Source organism: Zobellia sp. 1_MG-2023 (assembly GCF_030549125.1).
GTDB classification, from domain to species: domain Bacteria; phylum Bacteroidota; class Bacteroidia; order Flavobacteriales; family Flavobacteriaceae; genus Zobellia; species Zobellia russellii.
Genome location: NZ_JAUOSY010000002.1, coordinates 15326 through 36218 on the forward strand (window position 1 = coordinate 15326; position 20893 = coordinate 36218).

General features: G+C 39.7%; 26 protein-coding genes. All 26 read right to left on the reverse strand.

The window, feature by feature from the left end; translation table 11 throughout:
* Positions 1–68: 68 nt before the first annotated feature.
* The 26 genes from Q4597_RS04060 to hutH all read right to left on the reverse strand — a co-directional run bounded on the left by Q4597_RS04060 (position 69) and on the right by hutH (position 20804).
* Positions 69–572, reverse strand: coding sequence for a ubiquitin-like protein Pup (locus tag Q4597_RS04060; RefSeq protein ID WP_289038361.1), 504 nt, complete (start codon positions 570–572; stop codon positions 69–71).
* Positions 573–577: 5 nt separating this feature from the next.
* Complete coding sequence (locus tag Q4597_RS04065; RefSeq protein WP_303404827.1) at positions 578–946, reverse strand: 3-hydroxyacyl-ACP dehydratase; 369 nt, start codon at positions 944–946, stop codon at positions 578–580.
* Positions 947–950: 4 nt separating this feature from the next.
* Entirely contained in the window at positions 951–1538 is a 588-nt protein-coding gene (locus Q4597_RS04070; RefSeq protein ID WP_303404828.1) for a porin family protein, read from the reverse strand.
* On the reverse strand, positions 1535–2146 hold the full coding sequence (locus Q4597_RS04075) for a hypothetical protein (protein ID WP_303404829.1): 612 nt from the start codon (positions 2144–2146) through the stop codon (positions 1535–1537). Before Q4597_RS04075 ends, Q4597_RS04070 begins: the two co-directional genes overlap by 4 nt.
* Positions 2127–2744, reverse strand: a complete 618-nt coding sequence (locus tag Q4597_RS04080) for an outer membrane lipoprotein carrier protein LolA (RefSeq protein WP_303404830.1) — start codon at positions 2742–2744, stop codon at positions 2127–2129. The genes Q4597_RS04075 and Q4597_RS04080 overlap by 20 nt, the downstream gene beginning before the upstream one ends.
* Complete coding sequence (locus Q4597_RS04085) at positions 2737–3513, reverse strand: polysaccharide deacetylase family protein (protein ID WP_303404831.1); 777 nt, start codon at positions 3511–3513, stop codon at positions 2737–2739. The genes Q4597_RS04080 and Q4597_RS04085 overlap by 8 nt, the downstream gene beginning before the upstream one ends.
* Positions 3507–4571 (reverse strand): beta-ketoacyl synthase N-terminal-like domain-containing protein, encoded by a 1065-nt coding sequence (locus tag Q4597_RS04090; RefSeq protein ID WP_303404832.1) that lies wholly within the window; start codon positions 4569–4571, stop codon positions 3507–3509. Before Q4597_RS04090 ends, Q4597_RS04085 begins: the two co-directional genes overlap by 7 nt.
* Positions 4568–5773, reverse strand: coding sequence for a beta-ketoacyl synthase (locus Q4597_RS04095; RefSeq protein ID WP_303404833.1), 1206 nt, complete (start codon positions 5771–5773; stop codon positions 4568–4570). Before Q4597_RS04095 ends, Q4597_RS04090 begins: the two co-directional genes overlap by 4 nt.
* A gap of 125 nt (positions 5774–5898) precedes the next feature.
* Positions 5899–6156, reverse strand: a complete 258-nt coding sequence (locus Q4597_RS04100) for a phosphopantetheine-binding protein (protein ID WP_038237427.1) — start codon at positions 6154–6156, stop codon at positions 5899–5901.
* Positions 6153–6761, reverse strand: a complete 609-nt coding sequence (locus tag Q4597_RS04105; protein ID WP_215913156.1) for a 3-oxoacyl-ACP synthase — start codon at positions 6759–6761, stop codon at positions 6153–6155. Before Q4597_RS04105 ends, Q4597_RS04100 begins: the two co-directional genes overlap by 4 nt.
* Positions 6758–7906: a beta-ketoacyl synthase gene (locus tag Q4597_RS04110; RefSeq protein ID WP_303404834.1), complete on the reverse strand. Its 1149-nt coding sequence runs from the start codon at positions 7904–7906 to the stop codon at positions 6758–6760. Before Q4597_RS04110 ends, Q4597_RS04105 begins: the two co-directional genes overlap by 4 nt.
* Positions 7899–8336: a thioesterase family protein gene (locus Q4597_RS04115; protein ID WP_215435982.1), complete on the reverse strand. Its 438-nt coding sequence runs from the start codon at positions 8334–8336 to the stop codon at positions 7899–7901. Before Q4597_RS04115 ends, Q4597_RS04110 begins: the two co-directional genes overlap by 8 nt.
* Complete coding sequence (locus Q4597_RS04120; RefSeq protein ID WP_303404835.1) at positions 8326–9594, reverse strand: ABC transporter permease; 1269 nt, start codon at positions 9592–9594, stop codon at positions 8326–8328. Before Q4597_RS04120 ends, Q4597_RS04115 begins: the two co-directional genes overlap by 11 nt.
* Positions 9587–10330, reverse strand: coding sequence for an ABC transporter ATP-binding protein (locus Q4597_RS04125; protein WP_303405530.1), 744 nt, complete (start codon positions 10328–10330; stop codon positions 9587–9589). Before Q4597_RS04125 ends, Q4597_RS04120 begins: the two co-directional genes overlap by 8 nt.
* Before the next feature lie 77 nt (positions 10331–10407).
* Positions 10408–11403, reverse strand: a complete 996-nt coding sequence (locus tag Q4597_RS04130) for a BtrH N-terminal domain-containing protein (RefSeq protein ID WP_303404836.1) — start codon at positions 11401–11403, stop codon at positions 10408–10410.
* An 8-nt stretch (positions 11404–11411) separates the two neighbouring features.
* The gene (locus Q4597_RS04135; RefSeq protein WP_215435973.1) at positions 11412–11810 is read right to left on the reverse strand and encodes a hypothetical protein; all 399 of its coding nucleotides are present in this window, start codon (positions 11808–11810) and stop codon (positions 11412–11414) included.
* Positions 11811–11848: 38 nt separating this feature from the next.
* Positions 11849–12241, reverse strand: a complete 393-nt coding sequence (locus Q4597_RS04140; protein WP_303404837.1) for an ABC transporter permease — start codon at positions 12239–12241, stop codon at positions 11849–11851.
* Between the two features lie 61 nt (positions 12242–12302).
* Positions 12303–12740 carry a hypothetical protein gene (locus Q4597_RS04145; protein ID WP_215435968.1) on the reverse strand — a complete coding sequence of 146 codons (438 nt, stop codon included), beginning with the start codon at positions 12738–12740 and terminating at the stop codon, positions 12303–12305.
* Position 12741: 1 nt separating this feature from the next.
* Positions 12742–13875: a beta-ketoacyl-ACP synthase III gene (locus Q4597_RS04150; RefSeq protein WP_215913153.1), complete on the reverse strand. Its 1134-nt coding sequence runs from the start codon at positions 13873–13875 to the stop codon at positions 12742–12744.
* Between the two features lie 9 nt (positions 13876–13884).
* A complete protein-coding gene (locus tag Q4597_RS04155; RefSeq protein ID WP_303404838.1) occupies positions 13885–14808 on the reverse strand; it encodes a dialkylrecorsinol condensing enzyme DarA in 924 nt (307 codons plus the stop codon).
* A gap of 71 nt (positions 14809–14879) precedes the next feature.
* The gene (locus tag Q4597_RS04160) at positions 14880–15767 is read right to left on the reverse strand and encodes a lipid A biosynthesis acyltransferase (RefSeq protein WP_303404839.1); all 888 of its coding nucleotides are present in this window, start codon (positions 15765–15767) and stop codon (positions 14880–14882) included.
* A 23-nt stretch (positions 15768–15790) separates the two neighbouring features.
* Entirely contained in the window at positions 15791–16033 is a 243-nt protein-coding gene (locus tag Q4597_RS04165; protein WP_303404840.1) for an acyl carrier protein, read from the reverse strand.
* Between the two features lie 12 nt (positions 16034–16045).
* Complete coding sequence (locus Q4597_RS04170; RefSeq protein ID WP_303404841.1) at positions 16046–17263, reverse strand: beta-ketoacyl synthase; 1218 nt, start codon at positions 17261–17263, stop codon at positions 16046–16048.
* A 15-nt stretch (positions 17264–17278) separates the two neighbouring features.
* Positions 17279–18034 (reverse strand): 3-oxoacyl-ACP reductase FabG, encoded by a 756-nt coding sequence (gene fabG / locus Q4597_RS04175; protein WP_215435955.1) that lies wholly within the window; start codon positions 18032–18034, stop codon positions 17279–17281.
* Between the two features lie 107 nt (positions 18035–18141).
* The gene (locus tag Q4597_RS04180) at positions 18142–19269 is read right to left on the reverse strand and encodes a WG repeat-containing protein (protein WP_303404842.1); all 1128 of its coding nucleotides are present in this window, start codon (positions 19267–19269) and stop codon (positions 18142–18144) included.
* Entirely contained in the window at positions 19266–20804 is a 1539-nt protein-coding gene (gene hutH, locus Q4597_RS04185; RefSeq protein ID WP_215435949.1) for a histidine ammonia-lyase, read from the reverse strand. Before hutH ends, Q4597_RS04180 begins: the two co-directional genes overlap by 4 nt.
* Positions 20805–20893 lie beyond the last annotated feature (89 nt).

Below are 20893 nucleotides of genomic sequence, written 5' to 3' on the forward strand. Positions count from 1 at the left end.
GGTTGACACGAGCAATTTTTTTCAAAGGGTTCAGAAGACCGGTTCTGAATTTTCTACAAAGATACGTATTACGAACCTTGTAGCAATTGTCTTTCCGATTCGCTAAAAATCTCGGATTTGGAGATATATCCTTTAACGAAATCCTTGCTGTTTTTATTGGAAACGGAGTTAAAATTATCCAATATAAATTGCTTGTCTTCTTCAATGTTTTTAGTGTAGCCCGTAATCTTGGGTACATTCTCTTGTACGCTTAAACGAATGCACCGTATTTCTACATTTTTAGGCTTTGCCTCCAGAGCATATTCCAAAAGCTCCGCCCCTTCTTTAAAGTAGTTTTTCTTTTCTTTTATTCCTTTGGCGTACTTGGCCATCATAGTGGTGACCGCTCCCTTATAAGCTACGAGCGTTTTGTCATCTGTCTTGGAGACGGACATTAGTTCTTCATGGAGGGTTTTTGTGGCCGCTTCACTATCCGCTGCCTCAATATAAGCCGTTCTAACTTTTGGCAAGTCTACTGGGCGTGCCATGGACAAAGCGGATACTATAAACAGAAAAACGAGCTTTAAATTCATAATGTCTAGGTTAGAACATTAAAAGTAGCACTAAGCTTTAGCGCCAATGTTTCTTCAAAGGAAGTGGTGTTTTTAACTTTTACCGTTTCATCATCCTCGGCAATGGTTAATGTAAGCTCAATAACATCATTTTTTTCGGGATTGATGATTGCCATAAACTTAATGTTTGACGCAACAGAGAGAAATAATTTTTTCCCAGTGGCCTTTTCGGTCAGCTCCTTGATAATCTGAATCATGCAAACTCCGGGCATTACGGGGTTTCCTGGAAAATGGCCTTTAAAGACCTCATGTGCGGCGTTCAGTTTAACCGTAGCCTGTACCGTTTGGTCTTCTTGTTTAAAATTTTCTACGGTGTATAAACCTTCGATCAACATGTGTTTATAGTTTAAATTTATATGCGGCACCTATCTGGAATACACCGTTAAGGTTACTTCCCGCTTCTTCGTATAGGTCATCTTCCCCAAAGAAATCAACGCTTATAGTACCCTGCTTGTAGCGTGCTTCAAGAATCAATCCAAAATCGAACTCATAACCTATTCCTCCAAAAACGGAGACGTCTACAGGTGAAATTTCATCATCACCGTTAAAGTTGGTCAAATTAACAAAATTGTTTTCAAAGTTGATATCCACACCTAGGCCAACTATAAAATGAATGCCACTATTTGGGCTCACAAAGAATTTATTGGGCAACCCAATGGAGATGTAATTGATGTTAACGTCTCCATATTGGTCGGAGTTGGATTTTCCGCCTTGATTGGAATACAATAGTTCTGGTTGTAGGGAGTAATAGTCAGAAAATGGAATGTCTACAAATGCTCCTACATAAATTCCGGATTTTATGTCTAGGGTGGTGTTGCTAATGTTGGAATTGTTCAATCCTAATTTTATTCCTGGGCGGGTCTGCGCGACTGCCGTTCCCGACAAGCCCAGAACCATTAGGGCAAAGAGTAGTTGTATTGTTTTCATTTCAACGCTTTTAATGCAATATGAAGTTTAAAATTATGGTGGGCTATTTCAATTTCTTTTGCAAATTGCTCTTCTATACGGGTGAATTTGAATTCTACTTTTTCTTTGTTTCGGTCTACGCGGGCAATTTTATGTAGTTGCCCATTGTTGTAATAAAAATAATGTTTTTTAGAGAGGATGTCCGTTTGTAAGACCGTATCCTGAGCTAGTTTAAAACTATTCTTTACCCTGGATTTCTCTTGTATCAAGGCTTTAAAATCCCTTTTTAATATATTAAGGAGTACTTTCTTGTCCAATTCCTTTAGAACCCGATTTACCTTAAAATCATTCCCTTTAAAAGTGAAATCAAAAATGGTATTCCCTATTTCTGTGGTAAATGCAATGCGGTGGTGTCTCTCACCTAGCTTTTTCACAATGAACAGGCCACCAAAGGATTTGTTGAAAGCATCTATTTTAGCCTTGTAAACATAGTCTTTTTGGGTGTTGGAAAAAAAAGGGTTCGTAGTTTTTTCCTGAAAATCGTTAGCAGGCTCAAATCCTTTTTGAGAGGGATAAGAAGCACAACTTACTAGAAGAAAGAGGCAAAAACTACTGAGTAAAAACCGCATCGGACACGTTTTTGTTCACGACGCGATCTGAAAATTTAATGTGCGTATAATCGTCGGAAGGTTCAATCATCTTTACCTCGGTAACATCGCCTTGGGCGTTAAACGAAAGGTGAAAAGCCTTTATAAATTTGGAGAACTGCTCATCTTTAGGGAGAAAGTAAACTAAGCTAGAATCGTTTATTTTAAAATATTTTATGTTGAATTCATCATCATTGAACATATCCCCGCGAATACTGGCGGTAATAAGTTGGTTCAATTGTTTGAATATCTTGTTGGAGCCCACATCCATATTACTTTTATTACCGTCATCGTTAATGAACAGTGTTTCATTTTTGAAGAGAACGGAATAGGCAAAAGGCTTAGTGTATTCCCACTTTACCAAATTGGGCACTTTAAAAGCCAACTTGCCCTGGGAGACGATATCATCCGAAAGGAAATCTAAATGCTTGTATTGCGTAAAATCGCTCAATACCGTGGTTGTGGCGTTTGCCCTGGTCTTTACCTTGACCTTTAAAGCCGTAGCTTCCGCAGGGGTCATTTCTTTTTGGGCCACAGCGGATAAGGATATAAAAAATAAAAGAAAAAGTATCTTATGCATACGCTTCGATTTCTAGTAAACGGTCAACAGTGACCGAACTCAGATTTTTCTCTCGCAAAAATAACAATAACTGTTCCAAAACACGTATTGTTTTTTCGCTAGTGTCGTGAAGCAGTATAATATCACCTTTTGAAACCTTTTTCGTAATGCGTTCTAATATAGTTTTTTCGGACCTAGATGTGGTGTCCAACGAACGTACGTTCCATCCAATGGCCTCTATGTTTAGTTGGTTAACGGCTTTTGCAATCTGTGGATTGGTTACCCCAAAAGCTGGGCGGTAGAGTGTCATCTCTTTTCCGGTTAATGTGTGGACTGCTTTTTTTGTTCTAGTAAGTTCGTTCATTACTTTATCCAACGAAAAAAAACCGAAGGTATTGGTATGCGAGTAGGTATGGTTACCAATAGTATGCCCTTGGGCAATGATTTTTTTTAGGATTTCCGGGTGTTTTTCAATCTGTTCGCCTATGCAGAAAAAAGTTGCTTTAGCATTATATTTTTCAAGTAAATCAAGAACTTTTGGGGTGAATTCCCTATTGGGTCCGTCATCAAAAGTTATAGAAATCCAATTGTTGTTAAGGGCTTTGTTGGAGTGTAAGGCGTGTAAATGGTAGTTCCATTGGATAAAAAAAGAGCCAAATACGGTTATGGCGAACCAAACGAACAGTAATAAAAGAATAGTGTGCCAAGGTGCATGACCAAAAAAATAAAGTGTTCCCAGTAGAAACAAAAGAGCAATGGCGGCGGTATTTACCCTATTCCGCTTTAGCATTTTTGGATTAAGGTGAGGCTATGGTTTTCTCCTCGGTATTGGTTGTACACCAAGATGGTCTGTAGTTTAGCAGGCTTAATAGAATTTAGTTGAATACTGTCCGGAACGGTCTGGGTCTTTAAAATTTTATTGGCCAACCAAAAGGCAAACCCCGTTGCGGTATCATATTCTCCTGAAAGATGCTTGTAATAAGCTTGCGGTGTGTTTGTTAAAAGGGAGTTGCTAAGTTGCTCATAATAATGGTCATAATTAGCATCACCATTGTTACCAAGAATAACCACGTCTATATCCTTAACGGTCATTTTGTTGCTTTCAAGAAAAGCAATGATTTTTGACTCTACTTGTTCTTTGGCAAGTGTATTGAAAGTTTTTACAGCAAGTAATTCTGCATAGCAGGAGTTTGATTTTTCCTTGGAGAGCACAAAAAAGTGAGACCCTTCGCCCATGACCATACCTTCAGTATTGGATTGCAAAAGGTCTTTTGAGGCAACAGGTTCTTTTTTAATATGCCCGATTAGACGGTGCGTTGTTACGTGATGTTCTACCAATTCATCTACTCCTCCAACTAAAACCGTATCGGCCTCATTGTTCTGAAGCATCATTTTTGCATCTATAAGCGAAGACTCAAAAGAAACAGCCGAATGTACAAAAGTGAAATTATGTCCCTTACAGCCCAATCCTAGTGCAATTTGCCCGGCTACGGTATTGTGGGAAGACTGTATAAAGCGGGTAGGGGTCAAAAATTGTTCGTCGTTCTTTATGATGTCGCTAACGAAACGTTCCGAGTCTCCAATGCAACCTAGACCGGTACCAACAATAATGGCATCCACATTTTCTATTCCCGCCTCGGTAAGGGCGTTTTTAGAGCTTACAGTACTCATTTTAATACCACGGGCCATGCGTCGCGCCGCTGCCGGTGGAATGTATTCTTTGTAATTAGGGTTTATTACGTGAACCACGGAGTCCGTATACTCGGTTATTTCGTTAAGAAACTCGCTGTTGTCAAAAGTTTTCTGTGCCGAAACGGAACCTACGCTATTTATATATACTGGTTTCATTGCGCTTCTTTGGAAAAGATTAGAGTAGAACAGTTGCCGCCAAACCCGAAAGAATTGGAGAGTACATGGCGTAACTCTTTTTGTTTTACCGTGGTTTGCGGAAGCAAATTAAACTCCTTCATGGGAGTCTTGAAATTCAGGTTGGGATAAATTACATTGTTCTGCAATGCCAGAACAGAATATACGGCCTCTATACCACCCGCAACCGCCAATGTATGGCCTGTAAACGCTTTGGTGGAGCTGAATTCCGGTACTTGGTCTCCAAACATACGGAGCAATGCACGACCTTCGGAAAGGTCGTTGTTAGGGGTTGCGGTACCATGGGCGTTCACATAATCTATATCCGAAGGGTTTAGACCCGAAACTTTTAATGCTTTTTCCATGGCAAGAACCGCTCCATCCCCATTTTCGGAAGATGCAGTCTGGTGAAAGGCGTCATTAGCATTGCCATAACCCGTTACATAGCCCAACACTTTTTTATTGTCCCTTTTTACAATTTCGTCGGATTCTAAAACAAGATAGGCAGCGGCTTCACCAAGATTCAACCCTTTTCTTTCATTGTCAAAGGGGGTGTTATAGGTGTCGGATAAAATCATCAAGGTCTTAAATCCGTTTATGGTGAATTTACAAAGGCTATCCGTACCACCCACCACTACACGGTCTAACTGTCCTGATTTTATCATACGCGCGCCTAGCATAATAGCATTTGCAGCAGAGGAACAAGCGGTACTTATGGTGGAAACAAAACTTTCCGTTAACCCTAAATGGTCTGCAAGTTTTTGGGTAGAATCCCCAGCGTGGAGTCCGTTAATATGACCCCAATGCTCATCGCTCTCAAGGTATTCAAAATAATACTTTTCGGATTGGTCCATACCACCCACGGTGGTCCCGGAAATAAGTCCGGTTTCGCAATCATTTATATCGGTAATTCCAGCTTGGTTTAGGGCTTCATCGGCAGCAAGCATAGCCAGAAGAGCAGTTCTTGATACCGCTATTTCTTTGCCAATACCAAGTTTTTGCTTTAATTGGTCATTGGTCATTTCAATCTCCCCGACCATAATATCGTTCTTATGAACGGTATCTACTTTAGAAATTCTTGAAATACCAATTTTACCGGAAACCAGCGCATCGTAGTTTTCTTGCACATTGTTTCCAATGGCAGAAATAGCGCCCATGCCGGTAATTGCTATGCCCTTGCACATATTAATTTGAATGTATTAATAGATATGGAATAAAAATACGAATCTTAGGCTTAAGTGCTATAGTTGTATACGGCTAACCGTGTAGTACAACCGTGTGCTTGGCAACTTAAAAGACGATAGAACCTTTAGTTGGTTCGGTTAGCAGCTATATAAGCGGCCATTGTATCTATAGATTCAAAGATTTTACGGCCCTCTTTTGGATCTGCCAATCTAATACCGTAATCTTTGTCCAACATTACAATTAGCTCTAGCGCATCAATTGAATCAAGACCAAGACCTTCACCAAAAAGTGGGTCGTCGTTTGCGATTTCGTCAACGGAAACATCCTCCAAATTTAATTGTTCGATGATTTTTTCCTTCAATTCTTGTTTAAGTTCGCTCATTTTGTTCTGTATAATTTGGTAAGTTCTCCTGTATTATGGGGCAACACACCTTTTTTAGCGATAACGTATAAAAACGCATCATATTTTCCTTTGTCATAATCAACCCAGCCACATAAAACCTCTTTGGCTTTGCCTGATATCAGCAAATCATTGGCATAATCTGACAATAAATAGGGGTTAAACTCGGCAAATATAAAGAAACTATTTTCAGAATACAGTTTGTGGCGAATGCTAATTTCACCCATACAGATATTCGGAAGTGTGTAAACAAACACAGCGGGACTAGCAAATGCTCCGGATTCGTTACTGATGGCAGCTTGGTGCTTACGGTCAGTATCCAAACTTGAGGCTTTGTTTGAAAGGACAAGGGCGGTATTTTGTTCGCTGGTGTCCCGTAAAAGTACCTCGGCTCCCATAAATGCCAGTTTGCTGAGGTTGTCCATTTTAAAAAACTTTGAATAATCGGTTTTAAAGTGTTTGTATGCTGATTTTATAAAAGCCGGAAATTCTTCGGAATCATCGGAAAAGAGAATCTCTCCGTTCTTTGAGACTTTACCGTTTCTAATATGGCAGTATGATTTTATGTGATATTCAGGACTGCTCATGAATTAACTTTTTTAAAAATTGCCGCTGTATTACAACCCCCAAAACCGGAAGCGGTCTTTAGGAAAATATGATTTTCTTTTGGTGTGGTCTTGGTAATAATATTCAATGGTTGCGATACACCTAGTTCTTGGAATCCCGGCGAAGCAAAAAGGGTATTCGTATGTAAGGAGTGCATCCCGATGATGGTTTCCAATAGTCCGGAAGCCCCAAGCGTATGTCCAAAATAACCTTTTAAACTGTTTAAAGGTGTTTTTTGTAAGTTGGCCCTGTTGAAGGCAATGGCTTCCATTTCATCATTGTACATGGTAGCCGTACCATGAGCCGAGATGTAATCTATAGCGTCTGCATCTACTTTTGCTTGTTCCATTGCAGAAACAATACTTCGGTATAATCCTTCCCCAGTCCTTGATGGACCCGAAATGTGGTTGGCATCGTTACAGGAGGCCTCGCCAATAATTTGCACAGATTCGTCTACAAGATAGGCTTTGTCCTTGGTAATAAGTATACTACAGCCTACCTCTCCAATATTAATACCTGCGCGAGTTTTACAATAGGGTCTGCAGGGAGATTCACTTAAGGCTTGAAACGAGTTAAAGCCGGTTAAAATAAATTTACTTACCAAATCCCCGGCAACTACAAACAAGTGGTCATAGCGTTCTTGGTGTATCAGTCTTTTGGCTACGGCCAAGGCTAAAACTCCGGACACACAAGCGTTGGATAGCACTATGGCTTCGTTTTTAAACCCGAAAAAAGTTTCTAATTTTTTTCCTAGCTCACCAAGATATGCCCGGTTTTCGTCAAACGGACTATCCGCATCCAAGACATCTATATTTCCTTTTGTGGTGGAAACGATTAAACCTACACGTTCCGTAAGTTCTATGCCCGATTTCTTAAGCGTATCCGCCAAGGAAACCAGAAGTATTTGCTCAAGTCTCGTGTGAGCTTCCTTAGAATCTAATTTTTGAAATTCGCTTTCTAGGTTTTCCTGATGGATTAGAGAGGAGTAAAACGGATTTGGCAGAACTTTGGAATCATCTACCAATGTAAGTCCGGTTACCTCATTTTTAATGCTATCTACCGCAGAAGCACTATCAAAGCCATATGCGGAAACAATGTTGTTATGTGACAGGTAAACGTTATTCATCTAAAAGGCCTACTTTTTTCTTCCAATCCGCAAAAAACTTTGGGATTACCAAGGATAATTCGCCCCCCAATTCAACAAAAACCTGAACCGTTTCTCCAGTGCAAACAACTGCCCCTTTAGGATTATAGATTTCATATTTAAAAATCATCTTTGCCGCTTGAGAGTCTACATAAGTTGTTTTTATGGTTGCAACATCTCCATAGCTTAATGGAAGCTTATGTTCACAGGAAGACTTTACGATAGGGGTTGAAAAGTTATGGTCTTTTTGGTCTAGGTACGAAATACCGTGGTGCCTACCAAAGGCCTCCCGACCATCTTCAAAATACTGAATATAATTGCCGTGCCAGACAATACCTAGAGGGTCCGTTTCTGCAAACCGTACACGGACTTCACTCGTGAAACTAATTTCTTTTTTGGTGTTAGACGGCATTTTTTCTTTCGTTATAAATTATGGCGATGAGCGTGGTGACCACAAAAAATATGAGTAACAGGGATATTTCGGGTATAATCTCACTAAAAGTCGCGTTGCGCAAAAATACATCATAAAATGCACTTAGCCCCCAATTCATTGGAGATAGGCTAGAGAGTACTTGCATGAATTTTGGCATGGCAAAAACAGGAACCCAAACCCCGCCAATTGCGGCCAAAATCACAACAAAAGTGGCTCCAAATGGTGCGGATTGTTCCTGTGTCTTGGCAACGGTACCCAATAAGAGGCCAAGGCCAACCGCAGCTAGACCGGCAAAAAAAGCAACTACGAACAATAGGGGCAATCTGCCGGAAACATCTAGTTTAGGTAAACCGATGAGAGGGAAAAGAAAAATTCCCAATGCCAACATAAGAGCAAATTGAACTAATGATACACCTAGGAAAACAATAGTTTTACCGCCTAATACGGTAGCGTAGGAAACAGGGTTGGTTCGTAATCGTACAAATGTGCCCTGATTCTTTTCCTTCACCATATTAATGGCCAATGGCAGAATTATAAAAAATATGGCAAAGAGGGTCCAGGCAGGAATATTATGTTGTGTAGAGTTAGGTATTAGTGCTTCTTTGTGCTTACTAGGTACAATTTCCGTAAAAGTGATGAATTTTTCGGTTTCAAAAATAGCTTCTGAGGGGTCGTCCGTTAATTGCTCTTGAAAGGCTCTGTAGATGGTTTCGGTTTCTATTTTAGAAATCATCTTATCAATATTACTTCGCACGGAACTTTTGAACGATTGCTGCGTTGCAGGGTCAAAATACAGTTTCACCTCTTTGGGTTCCAATTTGGACTTTACTTCGGGAATGTTTTCTTCGCCATCACTGAACTTAGCTAAGATGCCATCTACGTTCTCGTTAATTTTAATGTCTAGTTGAGAGGATAAGTCTTTTGGTATTACAATAGCCAATTGATAATCGCCCTTTAAGACTTGTTGTTTGGCTTCCTCATCCGTAGCGGCCATATCTACTTGAAACAATTTGGAATCGGCCAGGCTTTTTAAAATATCTTCGGATACTTTTCCTTTGTCCATATCTACCAAAAGAATAGGTAGTTTGGTCTCTTTTATACTTTTGAATGAATTGTCCTGAATTGTGGTAATGACAATGACCAATAGCAAGGGCATAAGAAATAGTACGGCCAACCCACCAATATCTCGGGTAATGAGTAAAAACTCTTTGTATGTAGAGGCCCAAAGTTTATGCATGGTCACGTAAAGCTTTACCGGTTTTGGCCAAGAATACTTCTTCTAGATGTGCTGCATTTTCTTCTTGGGCTATAAGTTCTTTAGGTGTGCCAATGCACACCAGTGTGCCGTGGTCAATAATACCTACGCGGGTGCAAAATTGTTCGGCCTCGTTCAAGTGATGTGAAGTGTAAATAATGGTAGTACCCGCACTGTTCAATTCCTTTAGGTAAGCCATAATAACGTTCTTAGACTGTACGTCCACACCAACGGTAGGTTCATCTAAAAATAGAACTTTTGGATTGTGTAAGATGCTGGATATTAGGTTTATGCGGCGTTTCATCCCTCCGGAAAAACTTTTAATTTTTTTATGGGCGAATTTTGATAGTCCCATGGTCTCAAGATGGGCATGGATGTCGTTTTTTAAAGACTGACCTTTAAGTCCGTACATGCTTCCAAAATAGACGAGGTTCTCATAGGCCGTTAATGACGGATAGAGAGCATATTCCTGAGGAACAATGCCTATTATTTGTTTTAGTTTGTTTTTATGGTCTTTGTAATTCAGCCCGTCTATAGTAAAGTGTCCTGAAGTAGGTTTTAGTAGAGAGCTAAGCATTGATATGAGAGTGGTCTTCCCAGCACCATTTGGACCTAAGAGGCCAAAAATCTCACCTTCGGTTATGGTTAAATCCAAATCACGGACGGAAAAATCGTCGGCCCCTTTATATATCTTAGAAAGCTGGTTGATTTGGATCATGACATCAAAACTAATCGAAATTAACAAGATAAACCACGGTTTGTCTTATTAAAGACGATAAGGTTAAAAAGAGGGTTTTAAATGGCCTTTTTAAGTTTTTTGAAAAATTCCGCTTCGCTATTGGCAATAGCTTCAAGTTCATCGGCCACCTTGTTGTAGGCATCATTTTCGGGGCTACGGTTTTTGTAGATACGTGAGGCATTCAATGCAAAGTCTCGCCAGTCATCTCCAATTTTGGTCATTTCCTTTGAGAGTTCGTTTAGTTTTTCGTTGTCTAGAACTTGGCTTGCCTCCTGTAGAAAAGCGGCATAGATATAACGGAAACCTCCGCCACCTGTGCCTATTTCTTCTTGCATACGTACAATCTGTCCTAAATAATGATTAGCCACTTTAGCACCTTTTTTCTTGGGCCATTTACGAATAAGCTTGGAAATGGTCTTAATGCCGTTTGTTCCTACAATAGGAAAAGGGGCGGTCATTTCGCGACAGGTCTGTTTAATACCCTTTATAATCGCACTTTTCAATTCTAATTTTTCTGGAAATGAGGTTGGGTAATAGATATGGCCTTTAGGGGCGAATGCGCCTTTGGCAAAGCGTACTTTTTCAAGCTGTTTTTCGGTTAGGGTGGTAACCTGTTCCATAACCGGGTCACTGATCAAATAGTTACCCTCTTCCTTGCCATAGACCACTAGGTTATGTGCGTTAAAGTGAAAGCGGTATTCATCCGGAAAGTACAGAAGGTTGTAAACACCCACTTGTAGGCCTACGGGGTTGTTCTTGGACAGATTTTCATCCAGGCGTGATTTTGCCGCTTCCGGATTGCTGAATTTTTCCCGTTTTATTTTGATACCTACTCTTTTGGCGAACCGGTTAAAAATAAAACCTGGCATAGCCCTATAGGTAACTACCGGAGCATGGTTTACTTTTAAAAAGGGAATATAACAGAACAAAAGGCCGGAACCTATACCGAAGACCATAGGTTCGCTTACCTCAAAGCCGTTGTGGCGCATTAGGTTACTTACCACACCGTTTTCGCAGTGTGCCGATTGTTTGTGGGTAAATTCTATTTGCATGCGGATGTTTAAGAAATGTGTTTCAATTCTTCAATACTGATTTCGAAAATATCAGCATATTTTTGAAGCGTTTTTTGGTTAAGTTTTTGAAAAACCTTTGGTTTAAAATGTCGCTTTACGCGCCATTGCCAAAGTCCAACATAGCTAGATAGAATGGGGAGGTCCATTTTGTGTAGCTCCATATAATATTCAATGGGGCTGGTCTCATTGTTTTCTACCCGTTTCTTAGCCGCGGCTACTCGCTCTTCAATATCTTTTATGGCGTTGCTAAGAGCAATAGTCTTAGGGTCCCATCCGGAACTCAGTTCTGTAGTGTACTCGCCATTTTCATCAACGGCATAAGTGAGTTCTTTGGTTTGGGCAGAATCTAAAAGGCCTTTGTCCTGTGGTACTTCTTCTTTTTTCACTGGTCGTTATTTTGGGGGATTGTCACTATTTTTCCCTCTTAAACCTCATGGATCAAAAAGTTCAAAGTACAAGCTACGATTAATTCTTCATTTCTGAAAGTTTCAGAAGCTATGGTGCAGCTGCTAAAAGCTTCATTATCATATCTGGAAACGAGATTGCCTTTGGTTACAATGGTTTCGCCCACTTTAGGCAATGCGGTAATATGTACTTTTTTTACAGCACTTATATAGCCAATGACCTTACTTTGACTTCCGTCTTTATCATCATCGTCAAAAAAACTTTGACCAACAATGGCGGCGCAGGTTTGGGCCGCGTTTTCAATAAGTCCGGTTTCGGATAGGTATTCATTGGCGACAAAAATACAGGATTCTTCTATTTTAAAATGCGTTTCAACCGAAGTTTCGTCAAGAAAAGGCGTTACGCTTGCCATAAGCATAGGTTCTCTATGGGGCAGGAAATTCTTAATGTCTATGTTTACGCGTGCTTCCAAATTAGTTTGCCAGTGCGGTTTTCATTTCACTTGTAGCCAGTATAATTCCTTCGCAGGTTACAGTGGCGGATACCATGGTTATGCCCATAATATCATGAAGGATTTCTACCGTGGTTTCCAGTTCTTGGCCTACAAATGGCAAGGCATTAACGGTAGCTTTTTTTATGGCGCCTATATATCCCGTCGGAGCGGGTTTCTGGGCCAAATAGTATTTGTAACCGGTGTGCAATGCCACGGTCTGTGCCATATTTTCAATAAGGCCCGGGGCCATAAACCGGTTTTCAAAAACAAACAGATTGTCTTCTGGAACAATAAGCCCGGAAACAATTTTTTTTTCTGAATATTCAAGCAATTTGCCCACCATAATAAAAGGTGGTTTTTGCGGAATAAGGTTTTGTAGAAACTCTTTATCGGTAATGGTTTCTTTCAATACATTCATGCTAGCACACAGTTAGATAGGCGTAAGTGTATGAAAAACGAGCACTTTCCGGAACATGCAACAATATTCTATCACCCTTTTTTAGTTTACCCGAAGAAACCAGTTCTTCTAGCATAAGGTATATGGATGCCGCACCTACGTTACCCACATGTTCAAGATTTAAAAACCATTTATCCCAAGGCATTTCTACGCCTTGTTCCTTCATTTCGTCATAAAGTCCCTGTTTAAAAAAGTACGAAGAAATATGGGGGAGGTAATAGTCAACATCATTGGGGCCAATACCATGTTTTTCATAAACCATTTTTAGGCAATCCACACCTTTTTTTAAGATGTTTTCACCCAACAGTTTTACATCCTGCTTAATGGCAAAAACAGATTTTTTAGCCCAATCTTCCGGAGCAAATTCACTCCATGGTTTTAGTTCGCCGCTCTCAAGCTTCTCGCCACCGGCGTACATGCAGGTCTCCATTTCATAAGCGTATGAAAAACCTTCCATCCACTCAATTTTTATAGGCGTATCTCCTTTGGGTTCGTTTTCTACTAAGATGGCTCCTGATCCATCGGAAAGCATCCATCGTAAAAAATCTTTATCAAAGGCAATCATTGGGTTCTCTTCCAATTCCTTTAAATGCTCAATTTCTTCCTGGTAGAAATCTGCTTTGGTCCAAGTAGAAACTTTTTCTGAACCGGTACATACGGCATTGTTTACCTGCCCTGTTTTAATGGCCATATAGCCATATTTTAAGGCGTTCATGCCGGAACAGCAAACACCGGAGGCCGAATTTATTTCCATATTGCCGTTTTTCAATACACCGTGTACCATGGCCGCATGAGACGGTAAAAGTTGGTCTGGTGTAGAGGTTCCGCAGGAAAGAAGTTCTATGTTTTGCTTGCTGAAATCAGAATCGCAAAGTTCTTCTATTGCTGCCGCGGTAAGCTGGGCATTATTATGGGTTACATTGCCATCTTCGTCAATGGCATAGTACCTTTTCTTGATTTTGTTGTTACGTAGAATTATGCTCTTTGCCCTAGACTTTTGTCCGTCTATAAACCCTAATTTCTCTTCAATTTGGTCGTTTTCGACAGGTGAGTTGGGCAAAAATTTAGATATTTTGGTAATGTAAGCGTTTTTCATGTGTCAGTCTTACTCCTTATAGTCTACAGAGGCGTAATATTTGTTTTCCCTTTTGATTTTCCTATACATTGGGATATAAGTGAGCAAAAATACAATAAAAACTATAGGTGCGATTATCCAAATGGCAAATATCAGGTAATAGTTGAAGAAACGTAGCCATTTTTTACGGGCAGGGTCTCCTTGGTCTCCCTTCTTTTTAATAAGGTTGGCCCATTTGGAAAACAATATGTTTCCACGTTTGTCCATCTGAACCAGTAAGTTACTGATTATGGAAGCATCCAAACGATTCAATTTTTCTTGTAGGGAAGAAAAATCAGAATTTAAAAGAGCTTCGTTAATCGGATGGCCAAATTTATCTGCGGATGCAATGGTGTTGTCAGAAACTCCAGGTTTTGGAAAAATGCCCCAAAGGCGGTCCTTTTTGCCTTTGAGCATCCAATGCACAATAGTAATTACGCTAATATGATTGATGTTTTTGTCCACCAAGGCAATGTTTCCCACTAGTTTGGCATTTAATCCAATGAGCATTTTTTTCACCTTTTCCTGTGACATGGCCCACATATTGCGCACCCCAATTACGGTAATGACCGGGGTGTTGTTCAAAAGGGTTTTTGCCGCTTCTGATTTTAAAAAGGAATTTAAGGGTATGGAAGGGGATAGGTACCAGACTTGGTGCCCTAGAATTACCAAATCATACTTTTTGGAAAGCACCGAAGCATCAGGTTTATTAATGGGTGTAGGAATTTGAAGGAAAGATTCCGGAAAAACATCAAAGAACCGCTCTTTCTTCCATGGGAATTCGTAAGGTTCCTCAGGAATAATTTGGTGGTAGGTGATGTTTGTTGACTCTCGGTTTAGAGGAGATAATACAGAATCTATAATTGTACGTAATTGCCCTGTTTGGGAGTAGTATACAACAAGTACTTCTTTCATTTTCATAAGGTTATGGTACAGCAGTTAGAAACATAATGATTAATAGCTGCCTTAGGGATAGACCAAATATCCTATTTATTTGTCTTATCTCCCCAAAAATCAAAATAATTAAACCATTGTAGTGGATATTTTGTAATAATCCACTCTAGGTTTTCGGTATATTTTTCCAGTAGACCTTGGGCATCACCACGTTTTACTTCTGCAGTTCGTGCGTATAGGTGGTAATGTTTTTTGGATTCTTTCATCACGTAAACGAACAAAACCGGAACCTTTAATCTGGAAGCTAATAAATAAGGACCCATAGGAAATTTTGCCGTGGCTCCTAAGTATTGCTGTTCCAAGAATTTTGTACCCTCAATGTAGCGGTCTCCCGTAAAACATACCAACTCGCCGTTTGTTAGGGCCGTATGAATTTCAAAGATATGGGACATATCTTCTTTTATTAGAATAAGCTTGATGTTGGATTTTGAGGTAACACTTTCCATATAGGCCTTGATTTCTTCGTGCTCGCGATCCCATGTTACCAAGTTGATTGAAGAAAAGGCATTTATATCTTGGAGAAAATGTTGTGCAACTTCAAAATTACCAATATGGGCGCTTAATAGAATACCTCCTTTTTTCTGTTCTAGAAGACTTTCAATCTTTTCAATTCCGTCAAAATCATAGGTAAACCTGTCCCTTAAACCTGCGGATATGGCCGCCTTATCTATAATTGTCTGGCCAAAGACGTAATAGTTGCGGTAGACGTTAAAGAGACTTTTTAAAGTAGAATACCCAAGTCTTTTGTGAAAATAGTAGAATATAGCCTTAGTACTCGCTACAGAAAATATACAGTAATAAAAAACTACGAAATGAAGGAGTAGGTATGAAGCACCTAGCCCTAGTTTTTTGATAAAGAAAATATAAATTCTATATCCTAAAACAGTGCCTTTGGATTTTCCTTCCCATTCTGTTGCCATATTTGGGTTTTCTCAGGGGAGTATCAGTGAAGTTTACGCTCAATAAGGTCGTAAAAATTCTGTAGGGTAGTAACGTTTATAAAGTCTTCACCTACTAGCTTTACGCCAAAATTGCTTTCTACGGCCACTACTAAATCAACAAAATCTAAGCTGTCTAAACCTAGAGTATCTTTAAGATTAGCATCGGCAGCGATTTCTTCTTCTTCGACCTCAAACTCGTCGACAAGGAAATCATCTATTTTTTGAATAATAACTTCTTTGGTCATCACCATCTTTCGCTAGCATTTTTTTAATATCAAAGCGGAGTTTGTACCACCAAACCCGAATGAATTGGACAAAAATACGTCAATTTTTTTATTTAACGTTTCTTTAACTATGTTTAATTTTGCTGCATCTTCATCAATATTTTCTAGATTGATGTTGGGTGCAACAAACGAATTTTGCATCATAATCATGCTGTAAATAACCTCGCTTGCACCAGCCATCCAACATTCATGTCCGGTCATAGATTTTGTTGAGCTTACCGGTGGGTTGTGCTGGCCAAAAACTTCATAAATGGCTTTTGCTTCATTGGCATCGCCTACCGGGGTGGAAGTAGCATGTGCATTCACATAATCTATTACCGAGGCTTCTATATTGGCATCTTGCAGTGCATTTCGCATAGCACGCGAAGGTCCGTCTACATTTGGTGTAGAGATGTGTCCTCCATTTGAAGAGAACCCATATCCTATAACTTCCGCCAAGATAGGCGCTCCTCTCTTTACTGCGGAATCATAGCTTTCTAAAATTAAAGTTGCTCCACCACCACTAGGTACCAAACCGTTTCTGGCTTGGTCAAAAGGTCTTGAGGCTTTTGCCGGATCACCATCTGTAGTGGCAAAAACACCAAGGCCATCAAAACTGCCCATGGCCAGTTTATTTATTTCTTGTGCCCCACCCGTTATAATACAGTCCTGAAGACCACTTTTTATAAGGTGATAGCCCATACCAATAGAATGAGACCCACTAGCGCAAGCAGCACTAATAGTAAAGTTCACCCCTCTAAGCCTAAATATGGTAGAAAGGTTCATAGTTACGGTAGAGTTCATTGCCTTAAAAATAGCTCCGGACCCTACTAATGTGGTGTCTTTTTTTTCTCGTAATATATCGGTAGATTCTACAACAGATCTTGCGGTACTGTCATTACCGTAGATGACACCAACTTCATTTTCATCAAAAAAACTGTCTTCTATCTTGGCATTCTTTAGGGCTTCAATAGTAGCCATGTAGGCATACTGGCCTTCTTCACCAAGGCTAAGTCTTTGTCTTCTGGATAGTAATTTTTTCAGATTAGGTTCTTCAACCATTCCTGTGAGCCCAGAGCGATAACCGAAATCAAGTCGTTCTTGATCATTGACGATACCTGATTTACCTTCATACAGGGATGTTTTTACCTCGTCTAGGTTTTTGCCTATACAAGAATATATACCCATACCTGTGATTACTACTCTTTTCATTGCCCCTTCTGAAATTTAAGAATAAATACCGCCGTTGATATTAATAACTTCACCAGTAATATAACCCGATTTTTTTGAAGCTAAAAAAGATACCACATGTGCTACTTCTTCCGCTTCTCCAAACCTATTTGCCGGAATCATTCTCTTTAATTCCTTTTCGTCTAGGTCATTGGTCATATCCGTTCTGATAAAACCGGGTGCAACAGCATTTACTGTAACGTTTCTTTTGGCAATTTCTTGTGCAAGTGCTTTTGTTGCTCCAATAACTGCCCCTTTTGCGGCGGAGTAATTGGTTTGGCCGGGTGTGCCTTTAAGCCCTGAAACGGAAACCATATTAATAATCCGTCCGTATTTGTTGACCAAAAGCTTTTGGATAAGGGCGTTGGTAACATTAAAGAAACCATGAAGGCTGGTATCTATTACTTTGGACCAATCTTCATATTTCATCCACATGAACATGCCATCTTGTGTTATACCGGCATTGTTGACGATTACCTCTATAACATCGTTTTCATGTGCTTCTTGCCAAGCTTCCAAAGCGGCATTTACAGCTTTCGCATCGGTTACGTTAAAGGCCATAAGCTCACCTTTTCCGCCAGCTTCTTCTACCAATCTAAGTGTTTCGTCCGCAGCTGCTTTGTTGCTATTGTAATTTATAAGAATTTGGTAGTCCAAGTCTTTGGCCAGTTGTACACATACGGCACGTCCTATTCCTCTAGACCCTCCTGTTACCAATGCGTATTTTTTCTTTTCCGCTTTCTTTTCGTTCATCTAAGAATTGTAGATTTTATAACCCCTAAGGTTTTGGGTGTATGGTTTCCGTTCGCTAAGTCTTTGTTTAAAGCTAGTGAAATTAATAATTAAAAAAAGGAACCACCTTATTTGACGGATACAAACGGTTCTGCATTTTGAAACCACTTATCGGCCAACAAGTTGCCTTGTTCGTCAAAGTAGCCCCAACCTTTTTTTGATTTTACACGGGCAAGCCCATTTACAAAGCCTTTTTCCTCGGCACCTTTTAGAAAAGCAAAGTTTCCGGAAATACCATATTCCATTGGAATAATAACTTTACCGGTAGTGTCTATAAAGCCCCAATTCTTGTCTTTAACAGGAGCAAGGCCATTTTTAGAAAATACCTCTGCATCTCTAAATTGTGGTTCAATGACCATTTCTCCCTTTTCGTTAATGTATCCCCATTTTTTACCAATTGCAACGGGAGCCAAGCCGTTTGAAAAGGCTCTGGCCTTATCAAATGTAGGTTCCAGTACCCATTCTCCTTTACTATTTACAAAACCTGCTTTTTTCTCTCGGGAAGCATAGGTTAGTTTAGAGTCGCCATGAAAATTGTAAACCTTGGTAGCGTGGTCTATTGGGTTAAAGTTACCGTTGTGTATGATTCCAAAAGTCCCATCTTTTTTACCATAAACTCCGGCCTCTTTAAAAGTGTTACCTATTTCATCGTATTCAACGGGAATAACAACTTTTCCCGATATATCAATCATTCCCCATAGTTCTCCTTTACTTACTTTGGCATGGCCATTTCGGAATTTTTTTATGGCATCGTAAGTGGGTTCCAAAATTAGCTTTCCATTGGTTCCTAGAAGTCCAATTTTATCTCCTGAACGGAAAAGGGCAACTCCTTCTTCAAAGTCATAATATTTTTCGCTACTTGGTGTTTCAAGTTTTTTGCCATTGGTGTCAATATATCTCCATTGGTCATCCTTGAGAACTAAGGCATAGCCTGAATTGAACATTTTTACCCTATCATATTCAGGTTTAATGGCCCATTCCCCTTTGGTGTTTATGAATCCCCAGAAATCGTTTTCCATGGCAGCGGCCAATCCGTTTGAAAAGCTATCCGCTTTGTCAAATTTTGGTTGAATAACATAGGTTCCGGTTTTATCTATGAAACCAAATTTTCCATCTTCTCTGACCAAAGCAAATTCCTGTGCACAAAGCGTGAATGCGTTGACGAGAAGTACCAATAAAAATGCTAGTTTTTTCATTTTACTTCTTTGTTTTGATGGTTAATAATATAGTTTTTTACCTCGTTTACATAAGGGTACATAATAGTGTCATCTTTAAACGGGGGAACTATTTTACGAACCGCGTCGTACATCATTCTTGTTTTTGAGGAAACTTTGTCCTTTAGATCTAAGTATTCTATTGCTTGGACAACGGTAATCATTTCAATGGCTATCACCTCAAATCCATTTTCTATTACTTTTTTAGTAATATTGGCTGCATTGGTACCCATACTAACAATGTCTTGATTGTCATTGTTATTAGGTATACTATGTACGTACATGGGGTTTGAAAGCATTTGATTCTCTGCCGTCGTAGATGTTGCCGTAAACTGTACACCTTGCATCCCAAAATTAAGGCCTAAGGTTCCTAGGTTTACAAAAGGAGGTAGAATGTCGTTAAGTTTTGAGTTCAGGAGGTAATTAAGTTGTCTTTCGGCCAACATGGTCATCTTGGTTACAACTAGTTTTAGCTTGTCCATTTCCAACGAGATGTAGTCTCCGTGAAAATTCCCTCCGTGGTATACATGTTTCTTTTCTACATTAACAATAGGATTGTCATTGGCAGAATTAACCTCTTCTATGAGTGTTTTTTCTACATGGTCCAAAGTGTCCAGTACTGGCCCTAAAATTTGGGGAACACAACGTAGAGAGTAATATTCTTGCACTTTTTCCTCAAAAACGGAAACGCCATTATTGTCAACATACAAATGATGTTCCCTTTTACGGGTAAGAGTGCTATCCTTTAAGTGGCTACGCATGGCCCGTGCAATTTCACGTTGGCCTTTATGCCGCTTGGTTTGGTTGAGGTCTTCCGATAAATGATCATCGTATGCCTGAACAATTTCATTTATGGCAGAGGAACAACAAATAGTCCATTCCAATAGCCGACGGGTGTATATAGCATTTACAATACCTATACCGGTCATTACGGATGTTCCGTTTATTAGACCTAAACCTTCGCGTAATTCAACTTTAATTGGTGTTATGTTCAGTTCTTCAAAAACCTCCGGAGTAGGTCTTCTTTCACCTTTATAGAACACTTCGCCTTCACCTATAAGAACAAGGGCTAGATGCGCCAATTGAACCAAATCTCCACTGGCGCCAACACCACCGTGCTCATAAATAAGCGGTGTAACATCTTTATTTATTAAGTCGGTCATTGTTTCCAAAACGGATGGATGAACCCCTGAGTTGCCCAGACTAAGTGTATTCAAACGGGCAAGCATGGCCGCCTTTACATATTTGGGAGGAATAGGATTGCCGGTGCCGGAAGCATGGCTTCTTATTAGATTATATTGTAATTGAATGGTTTCAGAGTCCTTAATTTTATACTGTGCCATGGGCCCAAAACCCGTGTTAACACCGTATATAACCTTGTTCTTTGAAAACTCTTTAAGAAAATCAAAACTGTCTTGTACCGTTTTAATTACCTTGTCATCTATAGATAAAACATCTTCTTTAAAAATGATACTGTAGAACTCTTCAATTCCTAACTTTCCTTTTATTTTCGGCATCTATGGTTGATTCTATGAGGTATTTGTAATATTTTAGTGACGTCTGTAAATAAGACTTGGCAACCTAAAATTAGCGATTTTGGATTGCA